The organism is Rhabdobacter roseus (genome assembly GCF_014202275.1).
In the GTDB taxonomy this organism is placed as follows: domain Bacteria; phylum Bacteroidota; class Bacteroidia; order Cytophagales; family Spirosomataceae; genus Rhabdobacter; species Rhabdobacter roseus.
The window spans coordinates 107,125-118,236 of sequence record NZ_JACHGF010000015.1; the positions used below are offsets into that span (position 1 = coordinate 107,125).

The following is an 11,112-nucleotide window of genomic DNA, read 5'->3' on the forward strand; positions in this document are numbered from 1 at the left end:
TACCCTAACGCATGAACCTACTCGGAAATATCATCTGGCTCGTCTTCGGCGGATTCCTGATCTTCCTGGAATACATGGTCGCGGGGCTGCTCCTGTGCCTGACCATCGTCGGTATTCCCTTTGGATTGCAATGCTTCAAGATCGGTTTTCTGGCGCTGGTACCTTTCGGTCGCCAGGTGCGCGACGTCGCGGCGCCCACGGGTTGCCTGGCTTCGCTGTTCAACATCATCTGGATCTTCATTGGCGGCATCTGGATTGCCCTTACGCACCTGGTTTTCGGGGTACTTTTAGCCATTACCATCATCGGACTGCCCTTTGCCCGGCAGCACTTTAAGCTACTCAATCTATCGCTCACGCCTTTTGGCAAAGAGGTAGTTTGAGCAAAGTACCTTGGTGTTACAAGTACCTACTCCCACTACCTCTTTGAGAAAAAGTACGTTACAAAGCACCCTAGATGGGTAGTTTCTCCCACTCCAGTACGGTAAGTCCCCGGCGGGCAGGGCCCGTGAGCAGGCTACCGTCGCAGCCGTAACGGGCACCGTGGCAGGGACAGTCCCAGCTTTTTTCGGCCCCGTTCCAGTGCACGATGCACTTGGCGTGCGGGCATACCGGATCGAGGGCGTATACCTTGCCGTTTTCTTCTTTGTACAAAGCAATGGGGGTACCTTCCCACTTTACGGTCTTGGCTTCGCCGGGCGCCAGCTCGGCCAGCTCGGTGATTTTCTCGTAGCTAAACCGCTTCCCGATGAACACGCTGGCGACGTCGGCGTTTTCTTTGATGAAGTTGGCAAAAGAAGCCACCGGCTTGATGCGCGCGGGCGAGAAAAGGTCGGCATAGGGTGAATCTTGCCCCATTAGTAAATTGCTGAGTAGCTGACCGGCCACCGTACCGTAGGTGATGCCGTTGCCGCTGTAGCCCGTGGCCACAAAGGTACCTTCCAACCCCGGATACGCCCCAATGTAAGGCAGACCGTCCACCGGCTCGTAGTACTGCGAAGACCACCGATACGCCATTTGATCTACGTTAAAGTAGGTACGTTGGTAAGCTTCCAGCTCCGTAAAGATGTGGTCGGTGTTGTCTTCGTGGCCCGTTTTATGGTCGAAGCCCCCGGCAATGACGTACCGGACGCCGTCCGACTCCTGCGTGCGGAAGTAGTTGTAGGGATCTTTCATGTCGTAGGCCAGGCCCGTGGGGTACTTTTCGTCTTTCAGGGTAAAGGCGGCGGCGTAGCTGCGGTAGGGAGCCAGGCGAAAATTAAAAATAGAAACCCCCGGTGGCTGGTGCGTGGCGTAGACCAGCTTTCGGGCGCGAATCTCGCCCTGGCTCGTGGTGGCCACGATGGGGTCGTGGTGGGAAGTACCCTGCACCAGGCATTGCTGCACGATCACGCCGCCCGCTTTTTCAAAGGCCGCCGCCAGCCCCAGCAGGTACTGGCTGGCGTGGATTTGCCCCTGGCCGGCAAAACGATACGCTTTTTGAAAGGGAATGGGCACCGGAATGGCGCCCGCCGCCTGTACCTCCAGCCCGGCCCGGCGCGACGCTTCGTAGATTTCTTCCAGCTCCTGTACTTCTTTCTCGTCCTGGGCGTAGAGCCAGGCCGACTGGTACGAAAAGCCCGCGTCGATCTGGTACTGGGTGACCAGGCGCTCTACCAGCGCAATGGCCTCGCCGGTGGCCTGTGCCACCTGGCGGGCACCCTCTTGGCCGAAGTCACTCTCCAGGGTAGGGTAGGTGGTGTCTACCAACGTATTGAGGTGGGAGGTAGTCCCGCCGGTGGTTCCAAAACCCAACGTGTGGGCTTCGGCTACCAGGCATTTTTTACCCTGCTCCTGTAGCAGCAGGGCCGTCGTGAGGCCGGTAATGCCACCTCCCACAATAAGTACGTCATAAATCCCATTTTTGTCCCAGCGCCCGACGGGCTGGTAGTTGGGGCGATTGGCTTGCCACAAACTGGTACGTGCACCATCTCTATTCATATCCGTTGTGTTAAAGGCGTGTTGGAAAAGATTGTTACCGGTAGCTGCTTACAGCCCCAGCGACAGCGCAAAAATCTGTGCCATCTTCCCGGTGGGGAAAGGTACTTTACACACTTAGCCGCTTGGTTTGGGAAACAGGTACCTGGTACAATTTTAGTCTCCTTCGTAGCTTCAGGAGGAATCCGTCCATTAGTTATGTAGTCACTCACTTGATCCGTACCAAACCTATGCAATCATGCACCCTCGGATTTCATGCTTCGCACGAGCAGTTCAAGCCGAGCGAGCTTATAAAGCTGGTTCAACGGGCCGAAAAAGCCGGCTTTGACGACGCCTTATCATCCGATCATTATTTTCCCTGGAGCGAGCTACAGGGCGAAAGCGGCCATGCCTGGAGCTGGCTGGGAGCCGCACTTCAAGCCACTCAACTCAGCTTTGGGATCGTGAACGCGCCCGTACAGCGGTACAGTCCCGCCATTATCGCGCAGGCCGTAGGTACCCTGTGTGAAATGTTTCCCGGGCGGTTCTGGATTGCCGCCGGTAGCGGACAGTACCTCAATGAGCACATCAACGGCGAAAAATGGCCCGATAAAGCCACCCGGAACCAACGGCTCCAAGAATGCGTGGACCTCATGCGGGCGCTGTGGCGCGGGGAGTCGGTTACACACGCGGGCTTGGTAAATGTACAAGACGCCAAGCTTTACACCCGACCCAGCTACATGCCGACGGTCATTGGAGCGGCGCTATCGGAAGCCACGGCTGAGTGGCTTGGAAGCTGGGCCGACGGCATGATCACTACTTCCCGGCCACCTGAGGAGTTGAAAAAAATGATTGAGGCCTTCTGGAAAGGCGGGGGCGAAGGGAAGCCTATATACCTCAAAGTGCAGCTTTCTTACGACAAAACGTACCAAAAAGCCCTGACGGGGGCCCATGAGCAGTGGAAAAACAACATTCTGCCGCCGAATATCCTATCCGACATACGTACCCCGGAAGGCTTTGATGCCGCGGGCGCAAACGTGAAGCCCGATGATATTCCGCCCCACGTGCGGGTGTCGGACAGCACCGACCAGCACCTGGAGTGGCTGCTTCAGGACGTGGAACTTGGCGTGTCCCACCTGTACCTGCACAATGTCAACCTGGAACAGGAACAATTCATCGAGGTTTTTGGGGATAAAGTACTGCCCGCCCTGAAGAAAACACAGCCTGCCCGGTAAACACGTACCTGGCTAATAATAAGTCGCTATCCCTATAGATTGATCATGCTCTATAGTTGAATTAAACAATCGGTAAAAGTAGATAGCGCAACTGGAGGTTGACACAAGAGAGACTTGGCAAGCTTACTTCCTGCCTAGCCGTGGCCGTAAAAAAATTAACTACCTGATCGAAAATTACCCATCATTCATTACAAATATGGATAAGCTTATTAATAATCACGCACTCGAAGAATCAGGAAATGTTTCAGAAAATAAAGCGATATATCCCGGAAAGCCTTACCCCTTGGGAGCAACCTGGGACGGAAAGGGGGTAAATTTTGCCATATTTGCTGAAAATGCGACCGGTGTCGAGCTGTGCTTTTTTGAATCTACCAACGGCCAGACCGAAACTTACAAAATAAAAATAGAAGAGGTGACGCACCACGTGTGGCATGTCTATGTACTTGACATAGCCCCCGGCCAGCTCTATAACTACCGCATCCACGGCCCCTACGAGCCAAGCCAAGGCCACCGGTTTAATCCTAATAAACTCGTGCTGGACCCCTACGCCAAGGCCATTGCGGGAGCCGTACAATGGGACGACGCCCTGTTTGGTTATGAGCTGGGCCATCCGGAAACAGATTTAAGCTTTAGTGAGACGGACAGTGCGCCTTTCTTGCCCAAGTCGGTCGTGGTGGATACGCAGTTTGATTGGGAAGGTGATCGTCCCCCCGAAGTGCCCTATCATGACGCCATTATCTACGAAGCGCACGTAAAAGGTTTTACCATTTCGCACCCCGCCATTCCCGAAGAAATGAGGGGTACTTATGCCGCCCTAGCGCATCCCGTCACGATCCAGTACTTACAGGAGCTGGGTGTGACTACCCTGGAATTACAGCCTATTCATCACTTTGTGGACGACCGGCACCTGATTGAAAAAGGACTGACCAATTACTGGGGCTATAATACCCTGGGCTTTTTTGCGCCGGACGCTCGCTATAGTAGCAGTGGTGTAATGGGCGAGCAGGTTAGGGAGTTTAAGGAAATGGTAAAGGCATTGCATAAGGCCGGTATCGAGGTAATCTTGGATGTAGTCTATAACCATACGGCCGAGGGGAATCATTTGGGCCCTACGCTGTCGTTCAAAGGCATTGACAACGCCTCCTACTACCGCCTCACCGAAGAGAACCCGCGTTTTTACATGGATTATACCGGAACGGGCAATACCCTGAACGTTCGGATGCCCTACGTACTTCAGATGATCATGGACAGCCTTCGCTACTGGATCACCGAGATGCACGTCGATGGCTTTCGGTTTGATCTGGCGGCGGCCCTGGCACGGGTACTTCACGAAACCGACCGCCTGGGTGCCTTCTTTAGCATCATTCATCAGGACCCGATTATCTCACAGGTAAAACTGATCGCCGAACCCTGGGATATGGGTGAAGACGGCTATCAGGTAGGGAAGTTTCCGCCCGGTTGGGCCGAATGGAATGGTATGTATCGTGACTGCGTGCGCGACTACTGGCGCGGGGCCGAAAGCAAACTGGCCGAGTTTGCCCAGCGTTTTACGGGCAGCCCCGATCTATACAAAGGCGATTACCGGCATCCGACCGCCAGTATCAACTTCATAACGGCGCACGATGGCTTTACCCTACACGATTTGGTATCGTACAACGAAAAGCATAATGAGGCCAATGGCGAAGACAACCAGGACGGCGAAAGTGACAATAACTCCTGGAATGGTGGGGTAGAAGGCCCCACCGACGACCCGCAGATCCTGGCCCTACGCGCTAAGCAAAAGCGAAATTTCCTGACGACGCTGTTTTTGTCACAGGGGGTACCTATGCTGCTTGCCGGGGATGAATGGGGGCGCACGCAGCAGGGAAACAACAATGCCTACTGTCAGGATAACGAAATCTCCTGGCTGGACTGGTCTTCCGCGGATCAGGACTTCCTTTCCTTTACCAGAAAATTGATTCATTTCAGCAAGCACCACCCGGCTTTTCACCGGCGTCGTTGGTTTCAGGGAGTACCTATCAAAGGCTCAGATGTGGAGGATATTGCCTGGTATTTGCCCGATGGTAGTAATATACCGGACGACAGCTGGGAGGAAGCCTTTGCTAAGTCGCTGGCGGTCTATCTGAACGGAAAGGGTATTCGTTGTGTCGACTATCAAAATAATAAAATTGTGGACGACAGTTTTTATTTGATTTTCAACGCCCACGATGAGCCCATATCCTACGTGCTTCCTAAGGAAAAGAATGGGCAGGAGTGGTTTAAAGTACTTGATACCCACGAAAACTACCTGGAAGAAGAAGGGATAGCCTACCCACCGGGGGGGGAGATCCTGGTACCGGGCCGCTCCACGGTGGTATTAAAATGCCCCTGAGAAGCTAAGGCCAATTTGAAGAGTAGTAGCTAAGCGTACGAAGAATAGAAACGAAGGCTGGCATACTATTTTAACTACTATATTCATATCTAACACCTTAAGTCAATTGAATATGAGATTCTTAAGCACAAAAATACATGGTGTGCTCGATTACCTGAGCGGGGTACTTTTTATTGCCTCGCCCTGGCTATTTGGCTTCAACGACGGAGGGGCCGCCCAGTGGTTACCGATGGTAGTTGGTTTTTCCATCCTACTCATGTCTTTATTTACGGAGTATGAATTAGGCGTAATGAAAAGCATCAAGATGACCACCCACCTTAATACGGATTTGATTGTGGGGCTTTTTCTGGCCGCTTCCCCCTGGTTGTTTGGCTTTGCGGAGGTGGTTTACCTTCCTCACCTGGTCTTTGGACTCATCGAGGCCGGAGCTGGCCTCGTTACGAAGCGAGAGCCCAGTTATCATCCCAACAGAATCTAAAAGTAAGCTGAATATATATTCAATGTACAAGTCCGGTGTAAACGAACTGTTCGTTTGCACCGGACTTGTATTTTAGATGGATTAAACTCGAACTACTACGTATAAGATAGGAAATGATGGCTACAAGGCAAAGAAGTACATGCTGTGCCTTGTAATTGGCCAACAAAAAAATATGGCGTTGGTAGTTAAGTACTGACTATACATTGTAGAAAAATTTATAATAGCACCAATAGAATATCCCTAAATAGTGCATACGCTTTGGAAATACACTTATGCTATATTTTTGTGTGTTAGAACTTGGGTTAAAATGATAAAAAATGAAAGTGATGACTTAAGCTAAACATTCCAATCCTATCTCTGGATTTATGTTGAGTAAGCTACTGAACTACAATTAATAGGTAAAGATAGTAGCCCCTGGAATACTAAATGGTACTTTATTGCCCATTAGTTTCCACATTTATTTACGAAAGAAGTAGGTATATCTCATTTTTTAATGACTACCATTAGCTTTAATGCGTATAGTATCGCTAATCGGTTACAATTACTAGCTTTTGATCCTGCTTATTATAGAATAATATTAACTTTTAATAAGCATTGGATTGGCACACTTATTTAACCGGTATGGATTTATTAATCATCAACATGTAGAATTATGAAAAAAGTTAAATTATTCGCTTACCTGGTAGCGGGCTTGTTTATAGCGGCTTCCTGTAACAATGACGACGATGACGAGATGTTGGTTCCGGAAACGGATCGTGCATTTGCCGTAGCAGCAGCTGATGGCGGAATGTTGGAAGTGAGACTAGGGCAGTTGGCTCAGGAAAGAGGGATGTCTCAGGGTGTGAAAGAATTTGGACAAATGATGGTAACCGACCACACCAAGGCCAATGAAGAACTAATGGCAATTGCCAACTTTAAGGGTATTACATTACCTACCACTTTGAGTACGGCAAAGCAGCAGAAAGTTGACTCTTTGTCGGCCATGCAAGGAATGGCTTTCGATAGTACCTTCGCCCGTATGATGGTTGCTTCGCACCAGGAAACGATTACCCTCTTCCGGAACGAAGCCAACAACGGTGAAGATGCAGATTTGAAAGGGTGGGCCTCCAGCAAAATACCGACCCTGGAACAACACTTGGAACACGCAATGATGCTACGCGATAGCGTCATGAACCACAACCGCCCAACAAATCCTTAGGATTGTTAAGGAAAACAGGAGCAGGTCTTCCAAACAAACAGAAGCGCCGTAAGTACCTAACTTACGGCGCTTCTGTTTGGAAGACGTCTTTGTCAGGTGTGTATAATAAGTGACTGAGGAGTTTTTGATATCATCAATGGCGTTGATGGAAAAGTGAAGGGCCACCAGCGGGGTGCTAGACCAGTCGGCCAGCCTGGTTTAAGGCTGTACTATTGAGCGTAAATATGGAGTTTCCATTCTTCGAGTACCGTATAGGGCAGGAGCTAACCGGCCTCTGCTTTCTAGCTCCTACTGCCTGGTCTTTTCTAAGTTGATAATGTTTTCTTTTCCGTGATAGCGAGCATTGGAAGCATCGCTATTTTGCGCATCAGAATAAGAAGTCTGATCTCTAGCTTAATAATTCCTTTAATGAAGCAAATAATAGTGCGTAATCGTTACTGATTTTATTATGAAATAAAAGGTGGATATATGCCTTATATCTTTTGTGTGTATTAATTTATCGATATCAAATTAAATATCTGAAGCCATCGATTTGGCTAGTTAATTCTGATTTGTATAAATTTATTTATACCCTAAGGGTTATTACATGGTATGTTTTAGAAAAAGCTTGCCAGGATTGCCCTTCGTTGGTGGCTGCTATTAAACAAATATCACTCAATTTACGATCGCGTATAGATATAAAGGTTATATATGATGGAACAATACGTGCATAGACTTTGTAGTAGACTTTATGTTTAAATGATAATCTTATTTTTATTTAGGCTAATTTTCGAAGTTGTGGAAAATTTACCAAAGGTACTTTCCACCCCTTATGCTGAAATAAAAGCCTACATTGAGTAAAATATTCACGAAGCCTATAAAAGAGAGGAGGGTAAATGACTGGTATAGATATTTTTAGTATAAGAAGAATAGAAACAGAAGCCAATCATTTCTTTTTTATTTAACTAAACCTTTTTTTAAGTATGTTTTACCACGATAAGAAGTTGCAGTACACTGTACGTGTAGACAAACCGAACCCGGCTTTTGCCCGGATGTTACAGCAAGCTATTGGAGGGATTGAAGGAGAAATTCGCGTTTGCCTACAGTATATGTTTCAGGCTTGGGGGTGTCGTGGACCGGTAAAGTACCGTGACATGCTACTGGAAACAGGTACCGAAGAAATGGCTCACATCGAAATGTTGGCAACGGCCGTGGCCCTGAATCTGGAAGGAGCCGGTAATGATCTGAAGGACAAAGTAGCGGGTGAAAATCCGCTGGTGGCGGGCATTATGGGCGGCATGGACCCCCGTCATATTCTATCATCGGGCCTGGCGGCGATGGCCGTGGATAGCAACGGGGTACCCTTTAACGGATCATGGGTAGTAGGTAGCGGCAACCTGGCGGCCGACATGTACGCCAACGTGATGGCGGAGTCGACGGGACGGGTACTGGCTACCCGCCTGTGGGAGTCGACCGACGACGCCGGGATGAAAGATATGCTGGCTTTTTTGATTGCCCGCGATACCATGCACCAAAACCAATGGCTGGCGGTACTTGAGGAGTTGGGCGGGTTGGAAAACAACCACCCGATCCCCAATAGCTTCCCGCAAAGCGAAGAAGTATCGGCATTCAGCTATTCGTTTATTTCCACAAATATCGCGAAACCCGCCGCGCCCGACGCGCGTTGGGCCCAGGGACGCTCTTTGGACGGCAAAGGAGAATTCTCGTTTGACCACGCACAGCCTCACGGCGAAGAACCCAAGCTAGGCCCGCCCAAACCGGAAGGTCACGCTCAGAAGGAGCAGATGATGGATGACGGTCTCAAGGGCGTGATGAATAAGGTAAAAGACACCTTACTGTAAAGAGGTAGCAAGTACCTGGAGCCAGGCTTTTTCTAAAAACGGAAAAAGCCTGGCTCTTTTTATTTTTACAGGGAATGATTTATTCGGCAGGCTTCCCGAGAACAAAAGATACGGATAAGCCCACGTATGGGTAATAAGTACTTTTGGCATACAGCAGTCCTTGACGGTCGTTTCTGGAAGTACCCTAACCGGGCGCAGCTCAAAACGACGGCAAAAAATACACAATGAGGTAGAGCGCAATGAGTACGATCAGGCCCAGGAGGAGGTAGCTGTAGCGTTTATCCAGGTTGGTGCGCATGTACACCAAGCGGTAGGCGCCGCCGATGAGCAGAAGAGCAGCCACGAAGATGACGATGAGAAAGGGCATAGTTCGGAAGTAGTTGGTTGGGTTTGTACGTTAAAAAAACGTTGCCAGCGCGGATGTATAGGGCCTACGGGAAGATTTTTTTCTTAGTACCTAAGCCAAAGTACCTTACGGTGAGGGTACTTTGATGGGCCATTCTTTGCTTCGTGCTAGTAGGTACTTTGTATCGATGAAGTTGAAGAAACATCAAGTACCTGAAGTACCTGCTTCTACTGTACAAAGTGGGGGTTTGAAATTGGTATTGTTGACGAGTGAATAGGTTTATAAAGTACCTTACAGTTTTCCCCTTATTTAAATTCTGGGAGTTTGATTTTAAATCCAACGCTAGTTTATGAGCTAACGTTTTGCAGCTACTCGAAGGTGGCGATTTTGGAGCACTTCACTGCCAACCAAGCAGAAATTTTGATAGGAGCACGAAAGCTTAATTTAACCACTGAACCGCCACTTTTGGGAGGTGCAGTTAGAGCCAATTTTTCTTTTTACAGCCGCTTTTTCAAGCTGAAGCCGAGTCCCATATTGCTGTCTTGTGTCGGAAAACTATAAAGATTCCATGACAATGATTTTTCTTTGGGTTTTCTGTTTGTTATTAAATTCCAACTACTTAATATCATTGTGCTTGTACCTAGCCCTATGTTTATTAAAGATAAGTTTCTTTGACTTTCATTAACTAAAATTCCGTTTATTGACCTTTGCTCCTTCGGATAGTTTATTGTACCCAGAGTAATCTGTCCTGCTCCCGAAATAAGTCCTAATATAGGGACTGTCTTGTTGTTAGCGCCTTTTGAAAGTTGAATTCCGTTAATTGTGTTTAAAGACAAACTTAGGCCGCCCATTAATGATGAAGAAACTCCGTAAGCAGGTGAAATATAGTTATCTGTTGGTGCAGGTCCATAAGCTGGTTGAATCATGGCACATTCTTCTTTTGTTAATCCACTTGCTTGAACCCAACGGTCAATGGTTTGGTCGTTCATTGCGAGCAGGTATTCATATTTGAATTTTGAGTTTATTTCTTCTGCTACTTGTCTCCCGGCAGTTTGTTCAATCAAATATCCAACAGCACAAATGTTTCCGTCCTTGTCAATGAAGCAGGGAATCCTCTGGTCTGGGTAGTCGTAATTTTTGGGAAACATACCTGCTGCCCAATATTTGTTAAGCAAGTCAAGATTTTTAAATCTATTTTCTTTTTGCTCTACAGTTAATGATGAAACATCTTTGTTTCTTAAAAGCGTCTCTACATACATTAGATGTGTTTGAAGTCGTTTATTTTCATCAGTCTCGTTGGTTGGTTGTTGCCCAAATGTTTGAAGGTAACTAATGTCGCCAATTACAGCATTTACTGTTTGGTTATTTTCGTTTGTCTTCCTGTTGTAACTTGCCAAAATTGTCAACACGAAAATTGTCAAGATAAACTTTGATGCCTTCATATCTTTAATGATTTATGAGTCGTTTTAAAATGAGTCATAGCTTTTATGTATAAGCCGTGGCGCTGAGCAAGAATAAAAAATGTCCTCCTTGTTGTACTAGCCCCCTAAAAACCTGGAACTGGATTCTACTAATTAAACCCCTTAAATTAGTAGGTGGTCTAACCCCCTATTTCTTGGAGTCGGATTCTACAAATTGGTACAAGTTAATATTCTTTGAATAATCTACTATCACAGTGCTTTCTTGGTAA

9 protein-coding genes are annotated in these 11,112 nt (G+C 48.0%); 6 read left to right on the plus strand and 3 right to left on the minus strand.

The genetic code is table 11. The features are described 5' to 3' along the window. Positions 1-11: 11 nt before the first annotated feature. Positions 12-380 carry a YccF domain-containing protein gene (locus HNQ92_RS26640; RefSeq protein ID WP_184179243.1) on the plus strand — a complete coding sequence of 123 codons (369 nt, stop codon included), beginning with the start codon at positions 12-14 and terminating at the stop codon, positions 378-380. Between the two features lie 70 nt (positions 381-450). On the opposite strand, the gene HNQ92_RS26645 is transcribed toward HNQ92_RS26640, so the two are convergent. Continuing rightward, a complete protein-coding gene (locus tag HNQ92_RS26645) occupies positions 451-1,977 on the minus strand; it encodes an FAD-dependent oxidoreductase (RefSeq protein ID WP_184179245.1) in 1,527 nt (508 codons plus the stop codon). A gap of 227 nt (positions 1,978-2,204) precedes the next feature. Here HNQ92_RS26645 and HNQ92_RS26650 point away from each other — a divergent pair, with 227 nt between their 5' ends. The 5 genes from HNQ92_RS26650 to HNQ92_RS26670 all read left to right on the plus strand — a co-directional run bounded on the left by HNQ92_RS26650 (position 2,205) and on the right by HNQ92_RS26670 (position 9,076). After that, a complete protein-coding gene (locus tag HNQ92_RS26650; protein ID WP_184179247.1) occupies positions 2,205-3,188 on the plus strand; it encodes a TIGR03885 family FMN-dependent LLM class oxidoreductase in 984 nt (327 codons plus the stop codon). A 196-nt stretch (positions 3,189-3,384) separates the two neighbouring features. Continuing rightward, positions 3,385-5,559: a glycogen debranching protein GlgX gene (glgX, locus tag HNQ92_RS26655; RefSeq protein ID WP_184179249.1), complete on the plus strand. Its 2,175-nt coding sequence runs from the start codon at positions 3,385-3,387 to the stop codon at positions 5,557-5,559. 112 nt (positions 5,560-5,671) lie between these two features. Continuing rightward, positions 5,672-6,037 (plus strand): SPW repeat domain-containing protein, encoded by a 366-nt coding sequence (locus HNQ92_RS26660; RefSeq protein ID WP_184179251.1) that lies wholly within the window; start codon positions 5,672-5,674, stop codon positions 6,035-6,037. A gap of 652 nt (positions 6,038-6,689) precedes the next feature. Next, complete coding sequence (locus tag HNQ92_RS26665; protein ID WP_184179253.1) at positions 6,690-7,235, plus strand: DUF4142 domain-containing protein; 546 nt, start codon at positions 6,690-6,692, stop codon at positions 7,233-7,235. 962 nt (positions 7,236-8,197) lie between these two features. Beyond that, on the plus strand, positions 8,198-9,076 hold the full coding sequence (locus tag HNQ92_RS26670; protein WP_184179254.1) for a manganese catalase family protein: 879 nt from the start codon (positions 8,198-8,200) through the stop codon (positions 9,074-9,076). 199 nt (positions 9,077-9,275) lie between these two features. Here the strand turns inward: HNQ92_RS26670 and HNQ92_RS26675 are convergent, their stop codons facing one another. Continuing rightward, positions 9,276-9,443: a hypothetical protein gene (locus tag HNQ92_RS26675; RefSeq protein WP_184179256.1), complete on the minus strand. Its 168-nt coding sequence runs from the start codon at positions 9,441-9,443 to the stop codon at positions 9,276-9,278. Positions 9,444-9,919: 476 nt separating this feature from the next. After that, entirely contained in the window at positions 9,920-10,864 is a 945-nt protein-coding gene (locus tag HNQ92_RS26680) for a hypothetical protein (RefSeq protein WP_184179258.1), read from the minus strand. Between the last annotated feature and the right edge of the window lie 248 nt (positions 10,865-11,112).